This window comes from Thioalkalivibrio sp. ALE14 (assembly GCF_000376845.1).
Taxonomy (GTDB): domain Bacteria; phylum Pseudomonadota; class Gammaproteobacteria; order Ectothiorhodospirales; family Ectothiorhodospiraceae; genus Thioalkalivibrio.
On sequence record NZ_AQXY01000009.1, the window covers coordinates 1 to 26,940 of the forward strand.

Annotated in this window: 29 protein-coding genes, 2 pseudogenes and 1 riboswitch; of the genes and pseudogenes, 12 read left to right on the top strand and 19 right to left on the bottom strand. The window is 60.0% G+C overall.

Annotated features, from left to right (window positions below; translation table 11 throughout):
* Positions 1-55 precede the first annotated feature (55 nt).
* Positions 56-1,024, top strand: coding sequence for a sensor domain-containing diguanylate cyclase (locus F572_RS0100360; protein WP_018158277.1), 969 nt, complete (start codon positions 56-58; stop codon positions 1,022-1,024).
* A gap of 36 nt (positions 1,025-1,060) precedes the next feature.
* Here F572_RS0100360 and F572_RS15855 read toward each other — a convergent pair.
* The 6 genes and pseudogenes from F572_RS15855 to F572_RS0100385 form a co-directional block, all read right to left on the bottom strand.
* Positions 1,061-1,285, bottom strand: a pseudogene (locus tag F572_RS15855) (hypothetical protein); the annotation flags it as partial.
* A 164-nt stretch (positions 1,286-1,449) separates the two neighbouring features.
* Positions 1,450-2,070 (bottom strand): outer membrane protein, encoded by a 621-nt coding sequence (locus F572_RS0100370; protein ID WP_026142899.1) that lies wholly within the window; start codon positions 2,068-2,070, stop codon positions 1,450-1,452.
* A 286-nt stretch (positions 2,071-2,356) separates the two neighbouring features.
* Positions 2,357-2,704 (bottom strand): hypothetical protein, encoded by a 348-nt coding sequence (locus F572_RS0100375; RefSeq protein WP_017940760.1) that lies wholly within the window; start codon positions 2,702-2,704, stop codon positions 2,357-2,359.
* Positions 2,705-2,889: 185 nt separating this feature from the next.
* Positions 2,890-3,687, bottom strand: a complete 798-nt coding sequence (locus tag F572_RS15585; protein WP_155983854.1) for a hypothetical protein — start codon at positions 3,685-3,687, stop codon at positions 2,890-2,892.
* Between the two features lie 9 nt (positions 3,688-3,696).
* Positions 3,697-4,332, bottom strand: coding sequence for a hypothetical protein (locus F572_RS0100380; protein ID WP_231291080.1), 636 nt, complete (start codon positions 4,330-4,332; stop codon positions 3,697-3,699).
* 152 nt (positions 4,333-4,484) lie between these two features.
* Positions 4,485-4,763: a hypothetical protein gene (locus F572_RS0100385; protein WP_026142898.1), complete on the bottom strand. Its 279-nt coding sequence runs from the start codon at positions 4,761-4,763 to the stop codon at positions 4,485-4,487.
* A 142-nt stretch (positions 4,764-4,905) separates the two neighbouring features.
* On the opposite strand from F572_RS0100385, the gene F572_RS0100390 reads away from it, so the two are divergent.
* Positions 4,906-5,181, top strand: a complete 276-nt coding sequence (locus tag F572_RS0100390; protein ID WP_017940757.1) for a type II toxin-antitoxin system HicB family antitoxin — start codon at positions 4,906-4,908, stop codon at positions 5,179-5,181.
* Between the two features lie 177 nt (positions 5,182-5,358).
* On the opposite strand, the pseudogene F572_RS15860 reads toward F572_RS0100390, so the two are convergent.
* The 6 genes and pseudogenes from F572_RS15860 to metK all read right to left on the bottom strand — a co-directional run.
* A pseudogene (locus F572_RS15860) lies at positions 5,359-5,481 on the bottom strand (DUF4172 domain-containing protein); the annotation flags it as partial.
* Positions 5,482-6,233: 752 nt separating this feature from the next.
* Positions 6,234-7,133 carry a hypothetical protein gene (locus F572_RS15590; RefSeq protein ID WP_155983852.1) on the bottom strand — a complete coding sequence of 300 codons (900 nt, stop codon included), beginning with the start codon at positions 7,131-7,133 and terminating at the stop codon, positions 6,234-6,236.
* Between the two features lie 354 nt (positions 7,134-7,487).
* Positions 7,488-7,958, bottom strand: coding sequence for a hypothetical protein (locus tag F572_RS0100395; protein ID WP_017940756.1), 471 nt, complete (start codon positions 7,956-7,958; stop codon positions 7,488-7,490).
* Positions 7,959-7,998: 40 nt separating this feature from the next.
* On the bottom strand, positions 7,999-8,412 hold the full coding sequence (locus F572_RS0100400; RefSeq protein WP_017940755.1) for a hypothetical protein: 414 nt from the start codon (positions 8,410-8,412) through the stop codon (positions 7,999-8,001).
* Positions 8,409-9,026: an HD domain-containing protein gene (locus F572_RS0100405; RefSeq protein WP_017940754.1), complete on the bottom strand. Its 618-nt coding sequence runs from the start codon at positions 9,024-9,026 to the stop codon at positions 8,409-8,411. The genes F572_RS0100400 and F572_RS0100405 overlap by 4 nt, the downstream gene beginning before the upstream one ends.
* A 40-nt stretch (positions 9,027-9,066) precedes the next feature.
* On the bottom strand, positions 9,067-10,251 hold the full coding sequence (gene metK, locus F572_RS0100410) for a methionine adenosyltransferase (RefSeq protein WP_017940753.1): 1,185 nt from the start codon (positions 10,249-10,251) through the stop codon (positions 9,067-9,069).
* Between the two features lie 329 nt (positions 10,252-10,580).
* A riboswitch (SAM-I-IV-variant riboswitch) is annotated at positions 10,581-10,687 on the bottom strand.
* 412 nt (positions 10,688-11,099) lie between these two features.
* On the opposite strand from metK, the gene F572_RS0100415 reads away from it, so the two are divergent.
* Positions 11,100-12,065, top strand: coding sequence for a sensor domain-containing diguanylate cyclase (locus F572_RS0100415; protein ID WP_017940752.1), 966 nt, complete (start codon positions 11,100-11,102; stop codon positions 12,063-12,065).
* Between the two features lie 543 nt (positions 12,066-12,608).
* Complete coding sequence (locus F572_RS0100425) at positions 12,609-12,845, top strand: type II toxin-antitoxin system HicB family antitoxin (protein ID WP_017940750.1); 237 nt, start codon at positions 12,609-12,611, stop codon at positions 12,843-12,845.
* Positions 12,846-13,233: 388 nt separating this feature from the next.
* Here the strand turns inward: F572_RS0100425 and F572_RS0100430 are convergent, their stop codons facing one another.
* Entirely contained in the window at positions 13,234-13,830 is a 597-nt protein-coding gene (locus tag F572_RS0100430; protein WP_017940749.1) for a cyclin-dependent kinase inhibitor 3 family protein, read from the bottom strand.
* The gene (locus F572_RS0100435; RefSeq protein ID WP_231291078.1) at positions 13,831-14,802 is read right to left on the bottom strand and encodes an ADP-ribosylglycohydrolase family protein; all 972 of its coding nucleotides are present in this window, start codon (positions 14,800-14,802) and stop codon (positions 13,831-13,833) included.
* Positions 14,803-15,103: 301 nt separating this feature from the next.
* Between F572_RS0100435 and F572_RS15735 the strand changes: the two genes are divergently transcribed.
* The 4 genes from F572_RS15735 to F572_RS0100455 all read left to right on the top strand — a co-directional run bounded on the left by F572_RS15735 (position 15,104) and on the right by F572_RS0100455 (position 17,415).
* Positions 15,104-15,265 (top strand): hypothetical protein, encoded by a 162-nt coding sequence (locus F572_RS15735; protein ID WP_017940747.1) that lies wholly within the window; start codon positions 15,104-15,106, stop codon positions 15,263-15,265.
* Between the two features lie 153 nt (positions 15,266-15,418).
* Positions 15,419-15,622 (top strand): hypothetical protein, encoded by a 204-nt coding sequence (locus F572_RS0100445; RefSeq protein WP_017940746.1) that lies wholly within the window; start codon positions 15,419-15,421, stop codon positions 15,620-15,622.
* 57 nt (positions 15,623-15,679) lie between these two features.
* A complete protein-coding gene (locus F572_RS0100450) occupies positions 15,680-16,675 on the top strand; it encodes a hypothetical protein (RefSeq protein ID WP_017940745.1) in 996 nt (331 codons plus the stop codon).
* Positions 16,672-17,415: a DUF3320 domain-containing protein gene (locus F572_RS0100455; protein WP_017940744.1), complete on the top strand. Its 744-nt coding sequence runs from the start codon at positions 16,672-16,674 to the stop codon at positions 17,413-17,415. The genes F572_RS0100450 and F572_RS0100455 overlap by 4 nt, the downstream gene beginning before the upstream one ends.
* 125 nt (positions 17,416-17,540) lie before the next feature.
* Here F572_RS0100455 and F572_RS14910 read toward each other — a convergent pair whose 3' ends face one another.
* Entirely contained in the window at positions 17,541-18,638 is a 1,098-nt protein-coding gene (locus tag F572_RS14910; RefSeq protein WP_081601984.1) for a hypothetical protein, read from the bottom strand.
* Positions 18,639-18,662: 24 nt separating this feature from the next.
* Here F572_RS14910 and F572_RS0100460 point away from each other — a divergent pair, with 24 nt between their 5' ends.
* Positions 18,663-19,559 carry a competence protein CoiA family protein gene (locus tag F572_RS0100460; protein WP_017940743.1) on the top strand — a complete coding sequence of 299 codons (897 nt, stop codon included), beginning with the start codon at positions 18,663-18,665 and terminating at the stop codon, positions 19,557-19,559.
* A gap of 438 nt (positions 19,560-19,997) precedes the next feature.
* Here the strand turns inward: F572_RS0100460 and F572_RS16000 are convergent, their stop codons facing one another.
* Positions 19,998-20,129, bottom strand: coding sequence for a hypothetical protein (locus F572_RS16000; RefSeq protein ID WP_017940742.1), 132 nt, complete (start codon positions 20,127-20,129; stop codon positions 19,998-20,000).
* A 147-nt stretch (positions 20,130-20,276) separates the two neighbouring features.
* On the opposite strand from F572_RS16000, the gene F572_RS15740 reads away from it, so the two are divergent.
* Positions 20,277-20,420, top strand: coding sequence for a hypothetical protein (locus F572_RS15740; RefSeq protein WP_017940741.1), 144 nt, complete (start codon positions 20,277-20,279; stop codon positions 20,418-20,420).
* 106 nt (positions 20,421-20,526) lie between these two features.
* On the opposite strand, the gene F572_RS0100475 is transcribed toward F572_RS15740, so the two are convergent.
* Positions 20,527-21,408, bottom strand: coding sequence for an SOS response-associated peptidase (locus tag F572_RS0100475; RefSeq protein WP_369772116.1), 882 nt, complete (start codon positions 21,406-21,408; stop codon positions 20,527-20,529).
* Between the two features lie 948 nt (positions 21,409-22,356).
* Here F572_RS0100475 and F572_RS0100480 point away from each other — a divergent pair.
* Together F572_RS0100480 and F572_RS0100485 are read left to right on the top strand one after the other, a co-directional pair.
* Positions 22,357-23,904 (top strand): hypothetical protein, encoded by a 1,548-nt coding sequence (locus tag F572_RS0100480; protein ID WP_231291076.1) that lies wholly within the window; start codon positions 22,357-22,359, stop codon positions 23,902-23,904.
* A gap of 5 nt (positions 23,905-23,909) precedes the next feature.
* Positions 23,910-25,685 (top strand): hypothetical protein, encoded by a 1,776-nt coding sequence (locus tag F572_RS0100485; RefSeq protein ID WP_231291074.1) that lies wholly within the window; start codon positions 23,910-23,912, stop codon positions 25,683-25,685.
* A 458-nt stretch (positions 25,686-26,143) separates the two neighbouring features.
* Here the strand turns inward: F572_RS0100485 and F572_RS0100490 are convergent, their stop codons facing one another.
* Positions 26,144-26,425: a helix-turn-helix domain-containing protein gene (locus F572_RS0100490; RefSeq protein ID WP_012982512.1), complete on the bottom strand. Its 282-nt coding sequence runs from the start codon at positions 26,423-26,425 to the stop codon at positions 26,144-26,146.
* Positions 26,422-26,772, bottom strand: a complete 351-nt coding sequence (locus F572_RS0100495) for a type II toxin-antitoxin system RelE/ParE family toxin (RefSeq protein ID WP_017940737.1) — start codon at positions 26,770-26,772, stop codon at positions 26,422-26,424. The genes F572_RS0100490 and F572_RS0100495 overlap by 4 nt, the downstream gene beginning before the upstream one ends.
* Positions 26,773-26,940: the final 168 nt, after the last annotated feature.

Below are 26,940 nucleotides of genomic sequence, written 5' to 3' on the forward strand. Positions count from 1 at the left end.
GACCCAAAACCGCCAACACGTAGCAGCACGGATTAGAGAGGCCAAGGGACGCCACATGGATGACATCCAAGAGTCGACACAAGCTGGCACCATTGCCGCCCTGAAGGCGGAAAGGGATCAACTCCTCACGCTGCTGAAAGCCCTCCCCGACATTTCCTTCGTGCTGGACGCGGAAGGGCGGTACGTGAACGTCATCGGCGGGGCCAATGAGGCCATGTATGCGAGCGGCAAGTCGCTGGAGGGCTATACGCTCGCGGATGCCCTTCCGCCCGCGGTCGCCGAGGCATGCTTGACCCACGTGCAGCAAGCCCTGCGAACCGGAGAGATGCAAACGCTGGAGTATCAGCTTCGCGTTGCCGACGTGACGCTGCTTCCTCGATCCGTTCGGGATACCGGCCACCACCAGGCCGAGCAGTGGTTTGAGGGCCGGGCCCTGCCGCTGCCCAGCTACGATCACCCGAAGCCCGTGGTCCTCTGGGTCGCCGTCAACGTCACGCCGCGCAAGCAACTCGAACAGTACTGGCGCGAGGCGGCCTACACGGACCCCCTTACCGGTATCGCCAACCGGCGGGCCCTCTTCGAGCAGGCCAAGCATGAAATCGAACGGGCTCACCGCCACCACCGTCCCCTTTCGCTGCTCGTCCTGGACATCGACCACTTCAAGACGATCAACACCCGGTACGGCCACGGCCAAGGGGATGAAGCCCTGCGCCAGTTCACACAGTGCTGTGCCAGCCTGTTGCGCGATACCGATTTCATGGGGCGCATCGGCGGCGAAGAGTTCGTGATGCTCCTGCCGGAAACCGATCAGTTGGGCGCTGAACAGCTCGGTGCGCGCATCGTCGAGGAAACACCAACCCTCGACGTGCCGGGGATGCACCACGGGCACAGGATGACCGTATCGATCGGAGCCGCGACACTGTTCGAACACGAAGGGTTCGAGGACCTTCTCCGTCGGGCTGACGACGCGCTATCCACAGCGAAACGTTCAGGTCGAAACCGACTACGGCTGGGTGAGCGCTAACGAGTAGCGCCGGCGCGACTGGTACAGCCAGCACTGCCAGTACCACCCATACGGCCGATCACGCTCATCTCGACCCAGTGGCAGGAAGCCGGATAGCGCCTCCAGGTCCCGCTCAATGGTGCTCAGCGTGGTGGACAGCCCACGCGCCTGCAGGTATTCGACCAGAGCCGGCGCACTCACACGGCGAGGCTGTCTTGGGATCATCCCCAGCAGCAGCATCCGACGCTGCAGCGTGGCACGCATTCCGTTGCCCTGACTCATCTCCGGCTCCCTGTTCATCCGGCGCAGGCCCCTGCCCCCTTTTTCAGACTGACAGGCGGCCTGCCCCAACGCAAAACCGAGAGATGACAACGACGCCATCTCCCGGGATCGGATGCCGTTCAGCGCGGTCATCCCGCGAGCGCATGAACGCGCGGTTTGCCCCTTCAGAATCGGTAGCCAAGACCGAATTGCACACGAGTCGCACCGGGGTCGATCTCCAGGTCGCCATACGACTCGCTGCTGTAAGCGGTGTAGGACACCTCGCCCCGCATGAACCACCCGGTATCGCGCTGCACTTCCACGCCCGCCCCAATCCGCGGGCCGTTGATGCGGTCGGTGTCGGAGCCGTTGACGAAGCCCGGACCGCGCACGCTGCTGCGGACTTCCGTTTGCTGGTAACCCAAAAGCCCGTAGACGAGCACGTTGTCGCTCACCAGCCCGCCGATACGTCCGGTGACTCCGTAGCTGTGACGGGCCTCGACACCGGCAGTGCCTTCGCCGTTGATCGACACCGTCGCATCCGCGTCCTCAGCCTGGGCGTCGATTTCGATTCCGCCGTAGACACCTCCATCGGATACGCCTCCATAGCCGGCGAAGATCCCGCCGGTCACTCCCGTACCGCTCAGCCCGGAGAGGCTGCCGACTCCACTCACGGACGCGTCGATATCGTACGAGGCCCCTCCAATCTGGCCACCGACGTAGCCGCCATTGAAACCCGACGCCTGCGCGGTCCCAACGCCAAACATCGCTGCGAACGCAGCAACGGCAAGGATGTTTCTATGCATGTTCATTCTCCCCTTGGTCATGATCGGCCCCTCTCGGGAATCGAGACCAGGAGAATGCGGTAGCGAGGCGTCAAACCATGACGCCCGAGATCCGCCTTGTTGCAACTCGATCTGCCGGAGCGCACCGCCACCCGCGTTCCACGTCTCCTACTGCGCGGCCGAAGTCGATTCCCCTGCACGCGTCCGACATTCACGCGCGAACCTTGACCCCCGCCTCGGGTGGATCAATCCGTTATTCGTTCTTGGTACCCGCCCGGCGGCACAAGAAACGGACAAGCTAGTCGCATCAAGCCTTCTCCAACGTGCCACTGAACGGCCACCGATCCGGGCGCTCGATCCATGCTCCAACGACGCGGCAGGCCTGACCGTCATCAAGCAGCTCTACCTTTTCGAGCAGTAGCGAGAATTCCGTCCGATCATTGCCAGGAGAAAAGCCCTCGTACTCAGCGACTGCCTCCGCCGAGAACCCCTCTCCCTCAGGAAGCTTGGTTGCCGTGCCGCTGACATGAAAAACGCCCCAATCCAAGTCATATCCTCGCAGTCGAAAGCCAACCTCGCCCGAACGCACGATTAGTTCTTTGAACGCTATTTCAAACTCGCTGTCTTCAACCTCGACTTCCCCAGAGAACCTCATACCACCCCCTTTATTTATGATAGAACCCCGCATACCGCCTTTACGAGCGACCAAAACCCGTCCAACAGCAAAGCTCAGCCCGGGACCTGAAGACCGCGAGCGCACCCCTCGCAAGCTCCACAGCCGGGACACAGGCAAGTTCCTCCGAGGGCTACTCGCTCCTGCATCCACCCCCCGTGGCGTTGCTATACTGAACACCCAGACCGCGAAAAGAACGCATACAAAAAATACTCACCCTCTTCGTTCTCTTCGTTCTCTTCGTTCTCTTCGCTCTCTTCGCTCTCTTCGCTCTCGTTATATTCGCTAAACAGTTCCTTCCAAGGGAGCTTCTCATAACCACCCACTGGATCCGCAAGCCCGGAAAGAGCGTCACCGAGATCTTGCCAACTTCGCGCCCACTTTCCTTTGGGTACACGACCCGGTGAGTCTGTTGTTCCTGAACAGAATTTCCCACCCCACCACTCAGCCAATTGATAGTCGCAAGTCAAAGCCACAATCAATCCAACATCACTCTCGAGCTTATCGAGGACCTGCGCTCCGTCGTTATTTTCTTTAATAAAACTGAACTCGTTTATTCGATCGATATCTCGTGTCAGCGAGTCTGCGGTACTCGTGTTGTGCAAACGCTTGGCCTCTACAAGGAGCCTACCCTCCAGTTGCTCGCGGCAGCCCCAAGTGACCACCAGATCCAACCGACGATTCTTCGCCGACTGAGGCTCCCTTTGGTTCTCCCCAGCGGTAAGCGGTGTTGATGGTGCTTCTGTATAAGCCTGAAAGAAATAGCCGGAGCACCCCTGGCATCTATTGGTTTTTGTGCAGGCCGAGCCTGATCGATCCTGCAGAACGCGGATCAGTGCCGAAATCGCGTTGCTCTCGCCGATCCCATTGTTCCCGAAAGCCGGCCAATACCAACGCAGATCCTCCCACAACTGGCATGCTGCATCCTTCGCCAGTTTCTCCACGGGCTGCCCCATCACTTCCATACCACCCCCTCAACCAAGCGAACTCCAAAAAACACCGGTCCTCATCGGTTCCCGATCCGCCACCGCAAGCGGTGCGGCCAGAACCAGAGCGGACTCTCTGGGAATATTGCGGCTTACGGACTGGGCAACGACATCCACAGTCCCCGGCGTCACGGTGTCGTCCACCGGAAGCACCACCATAGCCGAGCACGCCGGACCATGCTCACTCCCTTGTCCGGCAAGAATCTCTTGAACATCGTCCAGATCGCGTTGCCCCCTGGGGCGCTGGCATTCGGCTATAAGACCCATCCCGTCTGTCATGGGAAGCACCGAGAACACGTCGGCGGCATCTATACCCATCATCCCCGGGGAGACCGCCCGCTTGAAAAACCGAACCACTTCCGAGGAATGAGAGAACGGGAAGCGGATCCTCTTGGCATTCTGTGCATGCCCGTCAAGGTAGATCTCGGCGACTGAGCCATCCTTGTCGTCCTCTACGTGGAGGCTCAAGGCGGCATTCGTTTCACGTCGCATCACGCCCCGCCCGTCTGGCAGGTTGCCGGGATAGCCCTCAAGGACCGCGAATGGCCCGCTTCCAGGTTGCTGGACCCATAGCGTCCAACCGCCGTCAACGTGCTCCACAACCCGGCTATCGAAATCTTTCATGCCCCCCCTCGCGGCCATTGATGCCAACCGCCCAAAATCCCTATGAGAACGAACTTCGCGGTGGATAGACGGCCGCTCGCGCCGGAGAGCACCACCCCCATCCGCAATGAGGGCCCTGCGTAGTTGAAGGAATGATCTGCAGGACGTCCCATTCAGTCGATCTGCCGCAAGATCCGGCCGTCCGTATCCCGTATACGCGTGGGCGCCGAACCCGGTCCCTCTTCGACCGTGCCCAGGATTCGACCGTCCGGGGCCCGGATATAGGTGGGTCCGAACCGCTTTTCGTCGATGTATCCGGTGATACGCCCGTCGGCGTCGCGGATCATGGGCTTTCCAACATGACGAGCGTCGCCCCCAGACGGCGGCACCGTGGCGCAGCCAACAAGCGTGATCGCTATGAGGGCAACCAGGCCCATTCGGATGGTGCTCATGGCAAAGTACTCTCGGATTGAGGTCCAGGTATCGCCACCCTCTCACGCCGAGGCGTCGAATCATGTCGCCTCAGCGGGTCAAAATGGCAATCGACGAATCACCCAAGTGGCTTACACAGGCCCGAATCACGGAGGAATCGAGATGTCCGCAAACAAGCACCCCGTTCGCCTTGAGAGCGACACCACCGGGCGCTACCTGGCCACCTACCGCGACGTGCTAGCGGCCCTCACCGACGGCGACGACCGCAGCGAGGCCAAGACGAAGATGGCCGATGCGCTGATGGTCGCGCTGGAGGGCTATCGGATGGCTCCCCGTCCGCTCCCGACAGCCTCGCGTCCGGAACCGGCCGAAGTCATGGCCTTCGCGCATTCAACCTGGCGGTTGAAGCCGGCACGCAGTAATCCCCTCGTGAATTAAAGTGTCGGCATCGCTAGGAGCGTTCACCCGCCGCTCCCGAGAAAAATACGGAGCTTTATAGTCTGATCCGCCCCCGCGTGCCTTCATCTCGCGTGACGATGGGGGCTCCGGCCGCAGGTTAGTGTGCCCGAAGGACCGGGACCCCAAATACAACACCATTGATCCGCATCTCCCTAAGCCGTCCAGCAGACGATTGAGAACATTGATCTGTCGGTCATTGAGCGGCTCTGTGGCGAACCGCTCCCAGAATTGCGCCTTGAACAGCACGTGCTCGAGTGCATCCTGAGCGCTGTCCAGCGTCTACCAGCAACCAACGACAGCCAATCCACCTAACGCGGTATCCGAAATCATTTGACCACCACACACTTCCACGAACAGCTATTCGGTAGCAGACTGCCGCCCTTTCTCATCAGGTTGCACAGTTCCCGCCGGAAGCGAGGCTATCACTATCCCGCCCGCTCCATCTCCCGTGACGGCAGGACCACCCGCTAGTGGTTTTTAATCGAGGTTGCTTGAACCAGAATCCGGTGGAGATCGCGCTTATCATCCTGCGAATCAGAATGAGGCGTCAGCACCCAGAGCTCTTCAGACGGCCCCCCGATCATCCGACCACAACCGGGTTTGCGTGGGCAAGACGCAGTTGATCCGGCTGGTACCAAGCAACATCACCCTACAGAATGGCTGACCAACTAGACGACAGGTGACACACTCCGTCCAGCCCTCCGCCCGAGCAAACCCGGATCTACCGACCACCGGATTCGCACCGCGTTCTTTAAAACCATATGTACCACCCGATCCTCAGTCGCTTGCCAACACTTGGAACCTCTTGGCGAAGGAGGGGCTCGCTGATCCGCAGCGAGCGCCGACCAACTTTTTCCCATGAACTCCCCGGTGCGCCAGATTCGGATCTGGACGCGAACGGCAATCGAGGCCTTCTACTGCTAATGTGTGCGGCCTACGAGCCACCTCCCCGCAGGCCGAGCAAGATCGTCCAAGAAACGATCGACTGTTTGTTGGACAGAACATGACCGCGCTGATTCCTTGCCCAATACCTATTCCCCATCAATAACCCTATGCCGGAGCACAGGGTTCTTCTCAAATCTCTCTCTTCGTATCTTTTTTTCGTTCACATACTCAACAACATCCAACTCATCGATACCCAATTTGTCTTTTAGGTCCAGAAGAAGCGCTGATGAATCATACCGAATCCTCCAAGCGTCTCGCGGAGTTGTAGTCAGCGCACCAAACGAAGAATCGAAATCAATCATATCATCTGCCGTAACGTTTGGGATCGTACCATAATAGAGCCGCGCTTCCGGGGAAATAAACTCCTGATCCCCCCTCCATGACAAAGAAGAAACCAAAACCCCTTTCTCCAAATCTTCGGGCTTGTCAAAATAAATCACATCCATGGATTTGCTTGTATAACACGAACCTGGCGATCGACGAACCTCCGTCTGGAACCGACCTGTCGACCGACCTGAAGCATCTTCGTCTACAACACCCGAGGTAACCGCATCAAGCCCGGGCGGAGAGCAGTTCTTGAGCGTGGTCGTACTGAGCACAGTAAAAAATTCAAATTCTCTTTGCACCCCAACTTTAGCCGCCTTCAAATATAGTAACGAATCGAGATCCGGGGCAAAATCCCGTGAAATAATTCTGAACCCAAAACCCTCCATTCTAAGCCGCTCCAAATTCTCATATTGATCAACACCAGAATCAATCGGATGACAGATCTCTTTCGTTATGGGGGGAAAGCAGTCGGGCCGTACACCAGCATATTCCCCAATAAAATATTCATTAGCCCGCTTTCGAACCTCCACATCCCCCACATTAGAAACACCTTTTAGATTAGAAGCGCATCCCGCCAAGGCGCCGACCAATGAGAAGATCGACGCTCCATACAAAACAAATAACGCAATATTGTACGACCAAACCATAGAACTACGCATAAATAACTCCCTACGATCGTACGAGATATATTAAAAACAATAATCCACTAAAAATATTAAGTTAAACCCAAAACAACAATCGCCGCCACAGAGCAACACAAAAAACACTTATACAAGGACAGAGTTTTATCCAATCTTTTTATTGCCTGACTCCTACTTTTTTAGCCCGATCCCCAGCTTGCTCGTGACGGCCCCACCGAATCCACGAATCGGTGAACCTTGGGAGTGATGTGCGTACCAAAATATCGTACTCTTCATCCTGCTTTACTCGTGTAAAATAACAGACAATTTTTTCGCCAATGGCGCACCCGGGAGAGACTCAGACAATCGCGGTCAATCAACTTTTCCCTCTAGCTAGGCTTCAGGTGAGATCCAAATCGCTCGGGTGGCCTCGTTAACCTGTTCGATCCCTCCATCCTCACATGCCTTCTTCAGATCATCGTAGCCATCGCTAAACCCGGCGTCGTGCGAGATGAAGTATACGAAGCCCACCCTTCGGTCACCCAGGCGATAAACTGACACCCGGCCGGCCCCTGCGCCGGGCCCAGCGCTATCCCAGTCCTGATAAGCGACTTCGCATATGGCACCCGACTCCTTCAACTCATAGATGGCGATGTCCACGGGGAGATCAAGCATACGATTAAAGCACTCAATCGGTTTCTGCTCGGCTAAAACCAAATGATCTTTTTTGCCGTCCGCGAGATACCATAAATCCCAACCACGATCCGGATCCATTTCGAGAAGATATCCGAGTTCTCGATCGTCCTCATCTAACGGGTCTTGTGAATCCAAATGAACCCGCATGATGTCTTGCTTTTCTGCCATGACGTTTCTTGCCTCTGTTCGATCACCCGGATTGGCACCACTAGTGCCGGATGGGCTTTAGCGTGGCGATGTCCACGGGTTCGTCCATGACGGAAGCTCGTGGCACCCGGGGAGAATCAATCGGAAACTCAGTCTCCAGCTTCAAGCCTCCCGATGGTGGTTCGTCGCTATCGTTCACCGAATCTTTCTCCACGAAAGTGCAGCTTTTGGGACCCCAGACGATACACATGCGAAAGCCTTTTTCGCGAACTGCACGCTGAACACCGTCGATCAAGAGTTCGCGACAGTCGGGACTCATGCTCCCATCCGGAAGCAGGGGATCCGGATGGCGAACATAAGAGTCGCCGCGACTCACTTCCATCGCCTTTCCGCCCTGAACGATGTGCACGGGTTCACGCTGGTAAATGGCCGCGAATACGCGGACCACGATGAATGGATAGGTGATCTGGCTCATACGTGCTTCTCCTCGGTCGAGTCGCCGGCCGGGTTGTTGTCTGCGACACAGGCAGCACTGAGCTCCTGCAGGATACGCTCCAGTCTTTCCGCAAGGTCATGCGGGCCGCGTGCCGCGAATACTCGGGACAGCGCCCCGTAATACCAAAGCGTCTCATCCCGACTCGCATTGAAACGGTCCCACAAACGATCACCGACCTGGTGGAAGTCGTCGAGGATCGATCGAGCGTTGTGGAGCTTGTCGGCGCACGAGACCAACAGGACAGAATCGTCGGCATCCTCCAGATGCTTGAGGTAATCCTCCTTCCGCTTGCGCCAGGCAGGTTTCTCCGTCTCAAACGTGTCCGAGCATGCCGCGACGATGTCGCCGACTCGGCTCCCGAAAAGCTGTCGGATCTGGTTCAGGGTAGCCTCGCCGCCCTGATCTTCAGGCCCGTCGTGTAGCAGGCCCGCGATGGCCTCGTCTTCGTCGCCCCCTCCTTCGAGCACAAGCCCGGATACGGCCAGGAGGTGGGAGATATAGGGAACCTCGGTTCCTTTTCGCTTCTGTGTCGCGTGCAGTTGGGTCGCATAGACCAGCGCCGATTCATATCGGCGGGTGAGTACGGTGGACATAGGTGGACTCCTTGAAAGATTCGGCAATCAGATTGGAAACTCAGGCGCGCAGTGCCGAGCGAATGTCTTCCAGGCGCGTCAGGGACTCCCACTGGTGGAGCGCCGGCGTGCGGTACGGGCCAAAATGGCCGAGTCTCGCTGTGTCCTGGTAGACGGGACGATTCAGTTTCAACTCTTCGATGATGCTGACTGGCGTAAGGTCGAACACCTCCCGGATCGCCTTGACCAGCAAATGCTCCGGGACAGCGCCAGTGCCATGGAGGTCCACCCCGATCGAAACGGGCTCCACTTCACCAATTGCATACGAGAGCTGGACCGTGCAGCGACGAGCAAAGCCGGCTGCCACCACGTGCTTGGCCACGTAACGGGCCGCATAGGCGCCCGAACGATCCACCTTGGATGGATCCTTACCCGAGAAAGCGCCGCCGCCATGCGGGCACGCTCCACCGTAGGTATCCACCATAATCTTCCTACCCGTGAGACCCGTGTCGGATCGCGGGCCACCAACGCTCCAGGCACCTCCCGGATTGGCCAGCGTCCTGAAACCGGCCAAGCGAAGTTCGTTGGGGATGATTTCGCCCACGACAACGCTTGATAGGAACTCGCGAATTTCGTCGATGGAATGAGCGGGGTCGTGCTGCCAGGACAGGACGACGGCCTGAACACCAGAAGGCTTACCGTTCTCGTACGCCACGGTGACCTGGCTCTTCGCATCGGCCAAGAGGTGAATGCCCTGCCCCCTCGCGATCTCCGCTCCACGCGCGACCAGATCTGTCGCGAGAGCCCAGGGCAAGGGCATCAGATGGTCGGTCTCGTCCGTCGCATGGCCGAACATCATGCCTTGGTCGCCTGCGCCGAGATCCCGCAAGCCGCCATCCACGGCCCCGGCGATCTCAGGACTCTGGCGATTGAAGCGGATCTCGACCTCGCAACTGTCGGGATCAATATCCGATTCCGCAGAGCGATAGCCGACCGCTTTCAGAGTATCCCGAACAAGCGCCTCTGCGGACTCGCGGACGGTCTCGTAATGATCACGATGGGCGGTTCGGAATTCCCCGGCCACGATGACCTTGTCGCGGATTGCGAAGGCCTCGCAGGCCACACGGGCGTGCGGATCCAGGGCCAGAAATGCGTCGAGGATGGCGTCGGATATCTGGTCGCAGGCCTTGTCGGGATGGCCCGCCGATACCGATTCGGACGTGAAGAGTCCGTCTGAAAAAAACATGGCTGTTCTCCGTTTTAGCCGTTTTGGCGCAACGCCGGGGACGGCAAGCTGGATCAAATCCCCCCGGCCCGTAGGTGGGCCACGCCGTTACTGCTTCATCATCTCTGCGAGTGCGTGCTCGAAAGCGATCCACCAGCGGCAGACCCCTGAGCAAAAGCGTTATTTCCGGTCCGACTCACGAGCGACGTACTGGTGAAAGAACCGGTACCAATCGGGCCACTTGGCGACCAAGCTTCCCAACCTGTTCCAGCGCACCCTCAGGCGGTGCGGGCTAGGATTTGCGTTCGCGGGCGATACCAACAAAAAACCCTCCAGGATAGGAGGGCCGACGGTGCCTGTCAGATTGCTCCACTTGGAGCCACATCTGCTTTCGCAGTCCACCTTGCCCAGGTTCGGCAGGTTGGCTTGGGCGTCGGCCCAACTCTTGATGCATGATCAGGTTAAACCGATTAGCCGATCGCTGACAAGCCTTGCAGGATTCTCGTCAGATCTCACATTTGTGCGCATCCAATCAGGGGTAGAACATCGCATGGGCTCTCCTCGTCTGGATCCTCGGACGATACGGTGACCAGTATGCGCGTGAAAAGATGGCCCGCGTGAACGGTGGCCGTTGAAAACCCTTGCAAATAGCGACTGGGCGGCAGCCACCACGCACTACGCGCATACGAGATCGACGAAAATAGCTAGCGTGCACATTGAACCTTGCAAGCCTGGGCTCGGGGCTTAGCAGGGAGTTTTCGCACCTCAAACGTCGGTTCCTGTCGCCCCAATGCCGTATCCTGAACGCATACAATATTAGTTTCTGCTAATGTTTCCGGTTTTTGGACTTTCCGCGGAGCCCCATCGCCATGGAACGCACCCCCTCGACCGTCCCGCGAGCGGACTATGACGCCGTCTGTGCAGAGCGGGACCAGCTCCTTACGCTGCTGCATGCGCTGCCGGATATCTCGTTCGTGCTGGACGAGCACGGCCTCTACGTCCAGGTGATCGGCGGGGCCAACGAGGCATTGTACGTCCGAGGGCAGAGTCTCATTGGCCACACCCTGCATGACGCCCTCCCGGAGCCACTGGCGGACCAATGCCTGAAGTTGGTGCGCACCGCGATCGAGTCCGGTGACCTGCAGACGATCGAATATTGCCTTCGAGCGGCGGATGTCTCACTGCTGCCTGAAGACGCCCGGCGCGGGGAGGAAGCATTTGCGGAACAGTGGTTCGAGGGTCGAATCCTCTCGTTACCCAGCTATGAGCATTCCGCCCGCGTCGCACTGTGGGTCGCGGTGAACATCACCCCCCGTAAACAGCTTGAGCACTACTGGCAGGAGGCGGCCCACACCGATTCCCTGACCGGGGTGTCCAACCGGCAGCGGTTGTTCGAACGGGCGCACACGGAGGTCGAGCGCGCGCATCGTCATCGCCACCCGCTGTCCCTGCTGGAGTTGGATTTCGACCATTTCAAGCGACTCAACGACCGGCATGGCCATGCTGCGGGCGACGAGGCTCTCCGCCGCATCACCCAGGCCTGCCAGGAAATCCTGCGCGACTCTGACCTGATGGCGCGCATTGGGGGCGAGGAGTTCGCAATCCTGTTGCCGGAGACGGATTCCCATGGGGCAGTCGACCTGGCCACGCGAATCCTCAACACAGTGCGGGAGGTGCGACTGCCCGATTTCGCGCCCGAGGTCCGCCCGACCGTCTCGATCGGCTGCGCGACCCTACGTGACGACGATTCCTTCGATCAACTGATGCGACGGGCGGACGAGGCCCTGTACAAGGCCAAGGCAAATGGCCGCGATCAGGCATGTCCGCACCCGTAATCGGAAACCGCGAAGTGCTCTACTACCCGGCGGTCGAAATCTTTCATCCAACGCCCCTCGCAGTTAGCGGTTCCAACCGCTCAGAATCCCTATGAGCACGAATTTCGCGGTGGATAGACGGTCGCTCGCACAGGGGAGCACCCTCATCCGCAATGAGGGCCCTGCGTAGTTGAAGGAATTATTGCAGGAGGCCCCATTCAGTCGATGTGCCGCGGGGTGCGGCCGTCCGGGGACCGGATGGAGATGGGCCCGCCACGCGCTTCGTCGATGTATCCGGTGACACGCCCGTCCGCGTCGAGGATCATGGGCTTGCCGACGTGGCGTCACCCCGTACGGCCACAGTGGCGCAGCCAACAAGCGTGATCGCTGTGAGGGCAGCCAGCCCCACTCGGATGGTGCTCAGGCAAGTACTCTCGAATCGAGGTCCACGTATCGCCACCCTCTCACGCCGAGGCGTCAATTCCTGTCGCCTCCCCGGGTCAGAATGGAAATCGACGAAGCACCCAAGCGGCTGAAAAAGCCCCGAATCTTGGAGGAGTCGAGATGTCCGTAATCAAGTATCCCGTTCGCATTGAGCCCGATGCCACCGGGCGCTACTTGGGAACCTGCCGCGATGTGCCGGAGGCCCTTACCGACGGTTCCGACCGCAGTGAAGCCAAGGCCGAGATGGCCGATGCGCTGATGGTCGCGTTGGAGGGCTATCGGCTGGATGGCCGCCCGCTTCCTGCAGCTACTCGCCCGGAACCGGGAGAGACCCTCATCAGGGTGGAGTCGCGCTAATCCCGGATCGCCTGGATGACGTCTCCCTCCACCCATACGAACAGGACTCCTAGTCCCTGCCGGTACTCCCAGCGCTCCTGCGCTCCGTCTGGCGTTGTAAGGCGGCGCACACGGCGCGGTTCACCACACAGCTCGGTCAGGTCGGAAACGGCGTCGCCAGGCGAGAACACTCGCGACGGCCGGAAACAGGCTGATGCGCGCCCCTGCTCCGCGCGCCGTTGTTCCCGCTCGTGCTGGTCCGGAAACCGTTGGCGATCAGCGCCCTCCATACAGGGCGCATCGGCGTACTCAACACCCTCAGGCGTTTCACACTTGAAGTAGCCGTCCGCAAGGGACGGTGCGCCTGCGAGCAGCAGCGCACATCCAGGCAGGACCAGCCAGGCCCGATTCACTCAAGCCCCGCCGGCAGGGCATCCCCGGCGACCCCATTGGCGTACTGCCCCACCGACACGGTTTGCAGGTAGCGTTCCTGCGCACTCGACTCGATGGCACCGGGCCGGGCCCGACGGACGGCGGCCACTGCCGCATCCGGCCCGACACCCCGGTCGATCAGCAGGCGCGCTGCCACGGTGCCCGCGCGTCCCAGGCCGCCCTTGCAGTGCACCACCAGCCGTCCGCCCGCGTAGAGGGCTCGGTGCATCTCCGGCGCCACAGCCTGCCAGCGGTCATCCCACCGAGGACCAGGTGCAGCCATGTCCGGGATGGGCAGGTGGTACCAGGTCATGCCGGTCTCGCTGACCGCTTCGCCGAGCCCGGGCACGCCCAGTTCGTGCAACTCGTCAAGGGTTGTGAGGGTGACGACACCGGCTGCGCCCCACGCCCGGATCCGCTCCAGATCGGCCTGCAGATCGCGGGCCCAGGCACCCGTCATCGCATGGACCTGCTGCTTGCCCGGGCAGAAGGTGATGCCGATGGTGCCGCCCTCCGGCAGCGTGAGGTCAGCGATCTCGAGTGGGTGACTCGCACTTGTCCGAACCGTGCTCATTCAGGGGGTCTCCTGTGGTTCCATGACGCGGATACCGGATGGAGCCGCATGCGAAAGCTGCAGCAGCGCATCGCCGAGCCCGGCGATGCGGTCGTGCTGGCTGATCCGAGTACGCCAGGCTTCAGGGATGCCCGACTCGCCGTAGAAGGCCCCACCGAGCTGCCCGAAGATCGCGGCGGTGGTATCGGCATCCTCACCGAGGTTGGCCGCCAGTAGCGCCCCATCCCGAAAATTGTCGCTGCGGTTGAAGGCCCACAACGCCGCCTCCAGGCTTTCGGCCACATACCCCGTGCCCCGGATCCGTGGCGGATCGTTGTGCCGGAACGATCCCTGCGCAATCGCCTCGATCCGCGGTGCCAGTGTGCCCCCGGCCTCGAACCCCGGCAGCTCGCGCCAGGGGCACTCGAGAAGCTCACTTCGTGCCGCCCCATCAAGGGCCGCCAGGATGTACCCCGTCCACAGACGGCAGGCGTCGAGGCATTCTTCGGCGGCGTGCGTCGTCCTCGAGCTGGCCTGCGCCGCGGCATAGGCCAGCACCGGCGTTTCCCGGTAGGCCAGGGGGATCGGAATCAGCCGCATGAGCGAACCGTTCCCCGCACTGCGGGGGTCGTCCGAGCCGCTCATCGGATCCCCCGAGCGCGCGTAGCGGGCCAGCGCCGAGCGCACCGTGTTCCCGATATCAAAGCATTCGCCGGTACTGCTCGCGTACCCCTCGCGCCACCAGCGCACATAGCGGTCCATCTGGTCGCATGCATCGAACCCGCCGCTCTCCACCAGGCTCTCGGCGAGCGCAATCGCCATGGAGGTGTCGTCGGTCCACTGCCCCGGTTTCAGCTCGAACGGGCCGCCCCCCACCATGTCCGTGATCGGGGCAAAGCTGCCGGTTGGCCGAAACTCGAGCGTGGTCCCCAGCGCATCACCACAGGCCAGCCCCAGCATCGCACCCCGGTAACGATCTTCGAGTGTCGGCATGCACGCCTCCCACCAGATGCCATGATCCAATACCGACTGTACCCACTCTGGATGCGGCCGTGGATCGACAATCGACCCACCCATGGATACCACACTCGGGCGTCAGAACATGTCGCCATCGGCTGCGCGCGGCCTTGTCCGTATCGTAGTCTCGATACCCAACGCGACCGAAAGGGTCTACGCATTGCGATCACGGGCCCACCGGATCGTCACGGCAACAACGCTGAGGCGCATCCACAGTGCGTGACGCCAGGCGGCCCATTTCAAACACAATCGCGACCGCCAAAGACAGGAGAACGCCATGGCCCGGGAAGACGAAGGACGAGGCGAACAGCCCAGCGAAGAGGAACTGCAAAAGCGCCGGGAGGCTCTGCAGCGGCGCATGGACAGCGAGGCCGCCGCCGGGTTCGAGGTCCTGTACGAACCCCAGAACACCGAACGGAAGAAAGACGAGCACGAGTAACTCTCTTTCGTCACAGCCGGGACACGGGCCGCACCCGGCACCCGCGGCCCTCAATGACGCCTGCAATCCGACGCCGCCTCGCCACCCTTCGCGTTCGCCGCGTCACGCTGTGGAACGTCGACCGCTGTCGCTACAGACATCCAGGAGCCGATCATGGAACCTGATCCCCGTACACCCGCCGATCACCTGGAACCGCTGGAGGGACTCACCCTGCACCCCGAGTTCGTGCGGATCGACGACGGCTCCCGCGTCGTCCTGCTACGCGAAGACGAGTTCGTGCAGATGATCGCCGCGCTTCGCCAGTACGAAGCATTACGTGCGCATCTCGGTGACGACCCGCTTGTGGATCCTGACTGAACGGTGGTGCCTATACGGGCGGCAGTCCGCGCTCGGCTTGGGTGATAGGCTCGGCCCATGGCATTGCTGAAGGTTGGCGAAAAGGACCGCGACGGCCGGCAGAAGCGCATCGAACACACCGGGCGCTATCTGCGAGCCAGTCGTACCGGCGGGCTGTCGCTGCGGGCACAAACGCGGGCCGCCGGGATCAACCTGACCGGCAATACCAACCACGGCGTGCGGGTGTCCACGCGTCTGGCGAAAAACACTCAGGTCGCCTTCCAGAACGGTCGTTTCATCCTGCGCGGACGCTATGGCTCGGATGCAGCCAAATTCAACCTGTCGAAGTCGGGGGTCACCGTCTCCACCAAGACCCCGATCGGCTCGTTCAACTGGATCCGGCCCGGGCGCTCGTCAGCCAAGATCGCGGGAGTTCAACTGCGGGGGCACAACGCAGCCGCCATCCAGGGGATCTTCGCGCTCTTCGCCAGCGTTTACTGGCTCCTCGGTGGGGCCCTGCGACTCTTCGCGGGGCTTATTGGCGGGATCGGGCGCCTCGCCGCCGCGGCCCAGGCCCGCCGCCAGCTCGCGGAGGAGGAAGCGGCACGCCCTGAGTTTTCTTTCGAGACGGTGCGGGCACTGGGCGACCAGGTTCTGGCCGAGCACGGGGCCGACCCCTCGACCTGGTCTGGCCGGGATCAGCTTGCAGCCCTCGCCTTTGCGTTCCTGGCCCTGGGCCGCGGACGGGCTGCACTTCCGCACCCTTCTAACGAGAGGGACTCGACTCCAGTGGCTGAGGTGGCCTTGTTCGAGGACATACAAAACGTCGCCGAGCACTGGCGCATCTGGCTGGGACCTCTGCCCCCGGAAGACATCGAACCGGCCATGGGGATTGTGACGATCCTGGCGCAGAGCCTCGGGCAGACAGCCGATTCGGAGTGGCGCGGCGAGATCCTGCTGGCCCTGGATGACGCCTGCCTGCGCGATGGGCCCAAGACCCTGCTGCAGGAAGCGATGATCGACCTCACCGCCGAGGCCATGGGCGTAGAGCTGGTCCTGGAGGGCGAGCAATGAGCGAGACAGCTCCTGGGGCCCTGGAGGCCCTGGTCCGGGCACACCAGCATTTCATCCAGCACCCCGGACCGAATGAGACCTGTGCCGCCTGGCGCTCGTATTGCCGAGATCATGATTGCGACTGGGTGACCACGTGGGATACGCAGCCCTACCGGGAAACCGAGACGAATGGTCTTGCTCTTTCGGGACATGACCGGTTCGACGACATCCCGCAGGAGGCACTCGATCGGGCTCTGTTGCAGATCGTCGACACCGAAGGGCCGGTACACCTCGTCATCCTCACCCGGCGACTGCTAGAGGCCGCAGGGTTTTCCCGAGCCGGTTCCCGAATCCAGGCACGGATCCATGAGCGTCGGGCAGCCCTCGGTGCGCAGGGGCTGATCCGCCTGAAAGGTGAATTCTCTGGCCGTGACGAACAGTTCGCGGTGCCTTGCCTACGGGACTGGACGGGGCTCCCGGACACACTCCGTCAGCTCGACCACGTCCCCGATACCGAACTGAAGCTATCGCTGGTTCGCACGGTGGCCGAGGCCGGCACACTCGACCGCGATACGGCCATGAACGACGCCCTCCACCGGATGGGATTCATCCGCCTGACGGACAACGCGCGACAGCGGTTGGAGGCCCCACTGGCGGAAGCCCTTGAAGGGGGACAGCTTCTCGAACGGCAGGAGATCCTCGAAGCCTGCCCAAATGCGTTTAGAAGGCCGCGGAGACCGGCGGGACCAAAGCAAATTTAGAACGGCCTCCGTCTCTGCTACCGAGTACGAGCTCGTTCAGACTGCCAAGCGAGCTTTATGGCGCGGAAGCCAGACCTTGCCGAGATATCACTCTCGGAGGTCTGCCTCAGCGACCGAGCACGATGTCACAGGTGAGAGTGTCGACGCAGGGGCAAGCCTGTCCTCGTAACGTGGTCAAACGAGAAAACGTGCTCAGAAGGCGCGGCTGCACACCTTCCGACCAAACGTCCGTAAAACTCTCGACCGCCCGCGGCCACATGGACGGGCGAGGAGCAGATGGGGCAAGAAGCGGAATAATGGATTAAATACAGCCGGTTTAAGCCACGAGCAAAGTCAGGTCGAAGTTCCAGAAGCCGGTCATCCCAACCACTCGTGGCACGCTGCATCCAAAAAGGGGCCAGAGCGACCCGGTTTCGCGAAAGCTTTTCCAGCGGGCCGAGGACCCACCACGAGAGCCCTCCCCCAAGCACGCTCACAAGGACCACAGCCACTGCCTGTCCAGTGGTGGATGCTTGTGCAATGGATGCGAGCGCCGCCCAAGCCGCTATAGCCATAAGTGCGACGACAACAAAGATCAGAGCTCCCGCAACGACCGCTCGCCAACCGCTGATCGGGAACCCCTTAATCAACCCGGCGCCTGCCCCACGTCGTACCCGAAGGTCTTCCGTGTAGTACCGCACCGCGAGCGGGTTCAGAGCACTGGCTTGGTGCTCGGGGGTGTCATCTGGTTCGGAAATGGCGTCTAGCCGAATGACGTATTTCGTTGGGTTGCTTCTCCCGCCGCCAATCTCGCTGTCAGGCCTTGGGAAACAGGTCCATCCCGCATCCCTGAATCGCTCCTCTACCCCGGGCGATTTTCGAACCCAAAGCTCTTGCAGATCTTTCCAAGCGCTCGTGACCGCCTTCCTGGCCGAGTCGGAATCAACAATCTTGCCGTGTGAATCAACGCCCCAGACCGAAGCCCTTGCTCCACCACGAACGAGGCACTTGGCGAGTTCCTGATTCGTAAATCCACTGTTTCCCTGAGCTGGCGATTCCGCAGTCATTTCGCAAAGGCAGCGCAGCAGCGTCACAGCGTTCTTCTTCGACTCTGTATCCCGCCATTCCTCCGAGATATCCAGCAACTTTCTCGCGGCCGCACGCCCATCAAAACCGGTTTTTCCGGTTTCTTCCCCCTGTTTCGACGCTGGCGCCGCGGCCAACCTCGCCTCTGAGTGTTCCATCAACAGGTCCTTCTGGAGGTCACCATGGAGAAGCCCACGCTACTGCAGTCCTTCGCTCTCAACAATGAGGGCCAGATCGTATCGATCCATGACGTTGCAAAGGGAAAGGCTTGCGAGTGCTGCTGTCCCGAATGTGGCGAGACCGTTATCGCGCGCCAAGGTCAAATTCGCCAATGGCACTTTGCCCACTCCAGCGGAACGGACTGCGACAATTCCGGTGAAGGCGCACTCCATCAAGCCGCCAAGCAGATCCTGATGGACGAAAAATGGGTGACCTTGCCCCTGCTACCCCGGAAGCTGGCTCTACTGGAAGATGAACTCCGCGATTCTGGGTGCGAGCTGGTTCCTCCCAATAGGGTCGCGGTTCTGCAGTCCCCCGACGCCGAGGTGACGTTTGCCGATGGCCTGGCACGCGTCGACGTGGCCGCCGTCTACGCCGGCAAGCGGATACTGATAGAGATCGCCGTAAGCCACCTCGTTGAACCCAGAAAGAACGAGCTCTTGGCGACTCTCGGATACCCTGCGATGGAAATCCATCTACCGAACGACCCAAACCTCGAGTGGACGTGGGATCTATTGCGCCAGCAGGTGCTGGAGGACCCCGGCAACCGGAAGTGGCTCTGCCACCCAATCCTGCAGTCAATCCTCGACGAACACGCAACGACGCAGAAGTCGGAGACCAAACCGTCTTACCAAGAAGAAAAATGGCGATGGGAAGGCGTACCAATGGCGATCCGAACCTACCCTTGGGGGGTCACCGTTTGGTCTGCATACAATGAAGCGATCAACGCACGGCTCAAAGAAACGTCCCAATACCTGGGTGGCCGATGGAGCAAACGGTATAAGACATGGTCTTACGCACCCGGGGTAAAAGGCCTTCTGGAAGAGGCCCTGCGTGCGCGTGGAGCGCGCAAGGAGTAGACGATGAGTACCGGCAGCACCTTGGGCTCCTTGTCACGCCATCTGGTTAGACGCCATACAGGTGGGTCTGATCGTTCAAATCATGAGGTGGCGCCACTCCGGCCCGCCCCCGGTAATGCGTACCGATCACCTTCCACCAGGGGCGCGCGGGAGAGTGCCTTTGCCGAACCTGCGAAGGGACCGGAGTTCGGGCGCCCGAATTCCGGCAAGGTCCGCCTTGGGCTGTTCGATCCAGCGTCGACCGGTTGTCTCGCGAACCCCAGTGTCCCGCATCCCTTGCGGGACGCCCTCCCCCTCATCCACCACGATTCGTGCCAGCCGACTCCTGCCTTCAGGATCGAAGTCCCTGCGTCCCAAACCGGCGCCTCGATCAGACCCTCGTCACGCCACCGTTCGACTGGTCCGAGAAATGCAGACCCGTACAGAGGATGGCGATCATCAGGAGTTATCGCCCGAGGAGGTCCGGCGCTTCTGACGTGCCGAAGCGAAGTCCTTGCGCTCCAGATACAACGCCAGGGCGATCACGCCGCCTCCACCGACCAGCACCAGCGCGAAGATGGGCCAAATCATGGCTTAACCTGGTTCGTAGCTGACATGCGGGGGTGAAAGAACCAGTATTTACGCAAGTACGCCATTGCGGCACTCCGGTAGCTGGGACCCTGACCATAACGATATGGCCTGCTCCGATTGTAGCAACCCCAACAAGGGTAGGATCCGATGCGCGAACCGAGCGACAGACCAGATTCGACTCCGCACGAGTTCCTCAGCGGTGGCCCGCATCCATCGGTGATCCTGGTCGCCCAGGGAGACGAGTGGACCGAACGCGTTAAGGTCCAGAACCCGCTGGCGGAGATTAAGTAACGCTGACCGGCGCGTGCGCTATTGGGCATCGCTCGACCAAGTCGCCTGTTGGTTGCTAGATCGGGGAGTAATGGAATGGTCCGTAGATGGCCGCGACTACTGGCCGTCAGAGCGTGCGGCCACCCCAAACGCCACCACCATCAACGCAATAGCCGAACTGAACGCCGGCAATGGCAAACGATTCGATACCGCCGGAGCGTTGTTTCGGGGTCTGGGCCTTTGAGGCCCACGCAGAATCTATTCGGAGATTGGGCGGTATACCTGGAATCACGCAACTGCCCAGGGACGCCACACCCTCAGACGCTGCGCGATTCCTTCCACTCGGTCCCATCAGGAGGCCGCTCGTCACTTCGATTAGGCTCACATCGCTCTCGACCGGCCCATTCCTCGAACCGAAACCCGCTGGAAGATCAATGTTTCCGGATTCAGACGGACGGTTGCGGCTCGGATGCCCCCCGCGGTCTGTCCGTTCGGGGTCGAGCCAGTCCCAGCGACACTCGGCATCCAGCACCAGCGGCTCGCGATCGTGAATGCGTGACAGGCGCTCTGACGCCGGTTCGGTGATGATCGCGCAGCAAGCGCCACCATCGGCTATCGGCTCCCAGATCCCCACCATCATCAGGATGTCCTGCGGTGCGTCCTCGGCCAGATTGATGTAGTACGGCTGCTTGCCATCATCGGTCCTTCGCCACTCGTCCCAACCATCGGCCAGCACACTACAGCGCCGACGCGCGAATGCGGACCGAAAATACGGACTGCTCGCGACCTTATCGGACCGGGCGAGGACCGTCGTCCACCCGATTCGGCCGAAAGCCCAGAACATGGGCCGGAAGGTGGTAGACGTTTCGACTCCGGCGCCGAATGCTTCAAGATCCGTGCCGGGCGCCACGTTGTACCGAGGGGCGTCGAAGGCCTCGTCGACCGGCACCTGGAAATACCGCATCGCGAGCTCGCTGGTCGCACTGTACCGCGTCATTCGTCCGCACATGGCCTTTCACCTATCGGGCATCGGCCGCCGACCGTTCCCGCAGTCGTTTCAGCCGCACTTCGACCTCGGGTCCGGGCGCAAGCCGTTCGGGATAGTGTAACGCCCGATCCCAGTCCCCTCGTTGGCGCTCGTGACACGTCGCCAGAGCCCCAAAGGCTTCCGGGGGACCCTCTTAGGTCAACGCTTTTCGATCGTCACAGGGCCTGCGTACGACGCCACTGCCGCGCCAGCCAGCGCTTTCCCCGAGGTGACAGGCCCCCTCCCCCGCGTCAAGGAGCCGGCGGGCAGCCCCCTTCAGGCGTTCCACCAGCCGTGCAGCGACCCACCCTGGGTTGCTGCCGCTGTCATCAGTGGTGCCACGCGCTTAAGACCCGCCTTCTTACTGTCGACCAATAGATAGGCATGAATCTGGGGTGGACCCGAGCAAGCCGCTAGCATCAGCACGGTCCACCTGGACCCCGCCGAGCGCCAAGCGTTTACCGTGGACGCGCTATGCGCCGCGACCACCCAAATCAAGAAATCTTCGGCGATAACTTCAGACACCGATAAATGGCGCACCCGATACTCGTTGTGGCGGCGCTGAAACAGCTCGTGCCGATTTATGATCCCGTAGCATCCTCGCGCTGGAAAGGGCCCGGCTGCCCCCTTCTTCTCCTTCCCGGATCAAGGAGGCGAGAAAATTCGGACCGACCACCATATCCAAAGCGCTCTGGCGTCGACTTGCGTCTGGTCGACAGACCAACTCGACGGCTTGCCGCTTGTACTCGCGGCTAAAACGCTTGCGCGTCGACATGAACACTCCTTCCGCCCAATATGGGCCTTATCGCAAGTGTCCGCGTAACCGGGTTAGCACCCTGCGTAAGCTGTAACTATTGGAGGACAAGGACAATGGACGGTGTCTCAGCCAGAAAACTCGCCCGCGACAGAGGCATGTCTCTCGAGCGCCTGATGGCCCAGCTCAAGGAAGCTGGTATTGCTGTGAGCAACGAAGACGATCTGATTTCCGGCAACGACCAACTGAAGCTGCTCCAGCAAGTGCGCTCGAGTGAAGACAAAGACCAACCGGGAAAAGAGGTAACCCTGAACGCCATTGAATCCGCTACAGATCTGCGCGAGTTGAACCAATTGCTCACGCAGGCTATGGCCGGGCGCAAGATTCAGACGTTGATCAAGGAAAGCAATCTCGACACGGTTGTCGAGAAGGTGATGGAGCTGAACTTCGAATCCGATGATGAGCTGCTGGCGGCCGCAATTCTCGGGCGCCTGGCAGCGGTGGCCCGTGGCCGAGAGAAGGTGGTCTTTGAGCGCGCGGACGAGATTTTCATTGAAACACCGGGGTCCATCGAGACCCTGGAAGACGGAGACGCCAAGTCATATGCGGCAACTGTCATCAGTCACTGCAGCGACCCATGGACAAGGGAATACTCCTACCGGGAAGCTCTCGCGATCGACTCGGCGGATAACGCCCGGCGGGAACTGCTTGCCGCGAATCTCGCTCGCGAGCCATCGTTGGCCAACTGGCTAGCTGCGCTTTCTGAACATACTGGCCGCTTGAAGGAGGTCAGCAAGATCGAGGCGCGCCACCGCCGGGTAAGGCGTCTAGCCGTCGCCTTGGCGGACATCGTAGGCCAGTGGAGGGGTGACCTCGGGGATGATCCGGGGGGCAAGCTGTCCGGGCTAATGAAATCCGTGTACACCCATGGGGTGGACGGCGCCGAGTTCTCCGTTATCGCTGAAGGCATGGACTCGCTGCTTGTGGTCCTTCGGCGCTGCATTGAACTGCGCTTCTCAATGGCGTTGTACCCCGAACTCTACGCCATACTTGTCGATGGCAGGCGCACACTGGGTGCCGGCCTTTGGGGACGCTATCTCGAGCGTTCGCAAACGCTCGCAGAGGTGCGAAGTGCGCTGCTTGAGGCTTCCCTTGTGCTGGCCCGACAGGACAAATTCGACAACGACATGATGGCAGTGCTGCGTGCAGCTTTCAGTTCGCGAGCGCAGATGACCAATGCGATCACGCGCCACTTCGCTGATAGCAAGGACCTCGATCCAACCGTAGCGGAATGGTGGTGCAAAGGGGGTGGCGGCGACGGCGATAAAGAGCAGAAAGCACAGCGTATCCGCAATTCCGAAGACGAGAAGATCGGCGAGCTGCTACTCAAGGTCGAAGAGAGCCAGTCGGTAATCGAGAAACTACGCAGCGGGGTACTTCCGATTCTTCAACCCTTGAATCCGGTCCTCACGAAGACCGTCGCCCAAGCAGTGAGTGACTATCGGGAAATGGCACAGGTGATTCGCAGCCTGTCGCGCATGCGCCAGCTCAAACCCGCCGGCTTAAGGAGCGAGCGTATGGAATACAACCGAAGATTGCACGATATGGAAGGGGGACACCGATCCGGGGTCCGGCACGTTCACGTGGTCCGCGATGGTGTCGAGAAGACCTTCGCGGGAAAAACCCGCATGCTGGTCAAGCCCACTGTAAAACCTGAGGACTAACGAACATGGACGTGACCGAAGCTAAGATTCTGCTTAAGAACCTGTTCGCACGACTAGAAGCTGCTCAAGGGGGCGGCTACTCGCTACAGGGCAAACTGACTGACGACGAATACGATGCGCTACGGATAGCGGTCGGGGTTCTGGAGACTGCCTCGACCCAGCCTGTCGAGCAAGTGCCAAGCCCGACCAAGTCCTTGTCCAAGTCTCCAACGCCCCCCCCACTCCTGCCTCGGCAAGAGGTGGGCCCACACTCGCCCCCTGAACCAACTCCGACTGACCACCCAACCCCAGCCGATCGCAGCCTCAACCTCGATACAAGCGTCCTCGAATTAAATCCGGCCCCCGAAAACATCCGCCTGTGTCTCGACTTCGGCACTGCCATGTCGAAAGCGACCCTCGTGCAGGATGGTGAATCCGACTACGACGACGAGATCATCACCGTTATTAACCTAGGTGAATTCGGTGACGATATCGAAGACTACAAACTCCATTCCGCTGTATATATCGACGACGATGGAAACCTTTGGTTTGGCGCCGACGCCGAGGAATATTGCGGTCGCGACGCCCCTGACGGCTCACGCCAGTTATTGGATAACATCAAACACTGGCTCTCTCTGGGACAGGTCGATGCAACAGTTGATGGAAAATTCAACCCGACCGATATATCAGTCACCTATGCAGATATCATACTCGCTTATCTGACCTTCCTGACCTGGTCAGCCACCAAAGCTTTGGGAAGCTTGGAGCCACCCCCTGGCGGCTATCCGAGGAACTTGAATCGCCGATTTGCCATGCCGTGCTTATCAGGCCCAGATTTTAAAGAAGTACAATACCGATTACGCAAGTATATAGGCGAAGCTCAGATACTTGCAGATACGTTTTTTACGGAAATGCGCGCGGGACTTCCGCTTGCGCGATTCGTCGAGGCAGTCAGGCTACTCCGCCAAGGCGGAGTCCGAGATTACAAATTCGTTCGCGAGGGAATCACGGAACCGCTCGGCGTCGCCGGAACGCTGCTAAACTACCAGAGTGAAAACTCGCGTCACATGGTGGTTATGGTAATCGATGTCGGCGCCGGGACAACCGATTTTAGCGTGTACCGGATGCACGTTGATCCCGAAAGAGATATCAGCATAGCGGTTGAAGCTGCAAACAGCACCGCAGGCGTAACCGAAGCGGGTAATCATCTTGACCTGGCCTTGATGGGACTTATACTGCAAGCCTGCGGTATCGACCCCGAGCAGGGCATTCCGGACCGCATTCAATGGTACCTGCAGAGGCATATCCGAGAGTTCAAGGAAGAACTTTTTGACCAAGGTTCGATTCTAGTATCGCTACCTGATGGCAGCGAAGCCTCGATAAAACTCGAACAGTTTATGGAAACACCTGGCGTCCTCGACTTTAAGAACGCACTCGACAAGACTATGGTCGGCATCCTCGAATCGATAAACAAGGACTGGATCGACCTGATCGGTTCCTCGCAGAAGATCCCCTATCTGACAGTCGCCCTGACGGGCGGCGGATCATCACTGCCGATGGTCCGAGAGCTCACTACTCGTGACATAACGGTTCGCGGAAAGCAGATTCGCGTCGTACCCACCAAGAACTTCCCGACTTGGCTAGAGGAGGCGCATAGCGAGCTGGAATTGGATTATCCGCGTATTGCTGTTTCCCTCGGCGGCGCTCGTAAGAAGTTAATCAAACAAGGTGGAACAGCAACCGCTACCGCTGGTGGTGTCAACGGTGCGCCGGTTTATGACGACCCTAAGTATCAGTGGTGATCCGGCGCATTGATGTACGAATGAAAGCTTATATCAAGATGACTGCAACTAAATAATTTCGAAGCGACAGAACCTGATGCGCGCACAGATAAAACTTCCCTTGAGATAAACCAGATCTGCTTAGAACTCCATTTGGCAGTCACTGAAGGTGGAGCTCGAAGATAGGCCGAGGGAACAGAGGCCGCTCGACAGGATAAGCCATCAACACGGCATGCGCTCCGCGAAGCTCTAGTTGGCCATGCGAGTTCGGGGTCAGACCTTGCCTTTTGCCCCCGGGTCACGCGAGTTCGGGGTCAGACCTTGTCTTTTGCCCACGAATCAAGGGAGAGGCAAAAGGCAAGGTCCAAAAGGCAAGGTCTGACCCCATGAATGAATGATTACCCATGAATGAAACGTGACCTCCTGAAACGCTCGTTGCTAATCAGGAGAACTTTTGCGATCAAGAGATGCGGACACAGCTACGCGGCGTCGAGGACCCGCAACTCAACGTGCAAGCCGGCGGCCGCTGCCATGTTCACCAGGGCATCGAGGCTAAACACGTCGATCTTTCCTCGCATGAGATCAGAGACTCGCGGCTGCGTGACTCCGAAGAGTTTCGCGGCCTCGCCCTGTTTCATTTCCGAGCGAACGAGATGGTCCTTGAGGGCCCTCATCAGAGCGGAACGCAGCTTCAGGTTCTCCGCTTCTTCCGGGGTGTTCTCAATCGCATCCCACACGCTGTCGAATCGGTGCTCGGTCATTGGCCTATCTCCTGCAGCAAATCGCGATAACGCTGAGCGGCCAAGTCCAGATCGCTCTTGCGGGTCTTTTGTGTCTTCTTCCAGAAGCAATGCAGCACGTAAACCGCATCCCCGAACTTGGCGACATAGAGGACCCGAAATGCTCCGGCCTCGTCTCGGATCCGGATTTCTCTGACACCCTTCCCCACGGACTGTATCGGCTTCCAGTCGTCGGGGTCCCTTCCATGCTGGACTTGGTCGATCTGGTGCCCGGCCTCCCGTCTAGCCGACAAGGGGAAAGCACGGAGATCGTCCAGTGCCGTCGCTCGGAACACGACTGGCTTGGGGCCTGAACCGGACATACTCATAGCCTATACAATTTTTTGTATCTTTGCATCAAGCCTGGGGCTCCTGGGGTAGAGTTATGGTCAAGTCTGGTGTATGAGCAGTTGCTGGTTCAGGCGGCGCTCCGGTCGGTGATGGATGATGCCTCGTCGTTGGTCGGTTCGGTCTGCTCGATGCCGTCGATGAACGTC